Here is a 694-nt window from a genome sequence, read left to right as displayed (position 1 = left end):
CCGAAAATATTCGCGTGCATGAAAACCCCCAAGGCAATGACTTCAGTCTAGCAGTCTCGCGCCCCCGGGAAAAGCAGGCGCGACGCACCGTCGGGCCGCCGGGTGAGCGGGCTTTTGTTTTTGCGCGGTGATGCCGCCAGGACAGGCCCCTGTCCCGGACGCGCCGCAGCGTGCAACGCTGCTGCGCAGAGCCGGGACCCAGGAGCGGCGCGGCACGCTGACGGATGGGCCCCGGCTCTGCAGCGCACCGCTCCCGACGATGCTTCGCATCGCGGGGGACGATGCGCTGAGTACGGGGCACGAGAGCGTAGGTTTGTGGCACGCCTGTTTCCACAATCGTCATTGCGAGCGCAGCGAAGCAATCCAGACTCGATCCGCAGCAACAGCCTGGATTGCTTCGTCGCAAGGGCTCCTCGCAATGACCGCTGACGCCGTCACTTCATCAGCGGGATCGAGAACTCCGCACCTTCCTTGACGCCGGACGGCCAGCGCGAGGTGACCGTCTTGGTCTTGGTGTAGAAGCGAACCGAATCCGGGCCGTGCTGGTTGAGATCGCCGAAGCCCGACTTCTTCCAGCCGCCGAAGGTGTAATAGGCGATCGGCACCGGGATCGGCACATTGATGCCGACCATGCCGACGTTCACCTTGGCAGCGAAGTCGCGCGCGGCATCGCCGTCGCGGGTGAAGATGGCAA

At 64.7% G+C, this 694-nt stretch carries 1 protein-coding gene; it reads right to left on the bottom strand.

Features of this window, described 5'->3' with window-relative positions; genetic code table 11:
* Positions 1–434 precede the first annotated feature (434 nt).
* Positions 435–694 (bottom strand): aldehyde dehydrogenase family protein (locus AACY45_RS27255; RefSeq protein WP_339548533.1); only part of this gene is annotated, 260 nt, incomplete at its 5' end.

Source organism: Pseudomonas sp. RA_35y_Pfl2_P32 (assembly GCF_963970735.1).
Taxonomy (GTDB): Bacteria; Pseudomonadota; Gammaproteobacteria; order Pseudomonadales; family Pseudomonadaceae; genus Aquipseudomonas.
This window is presented reverse-complemented; position numbering and strand designations above follow the sequence as displayed.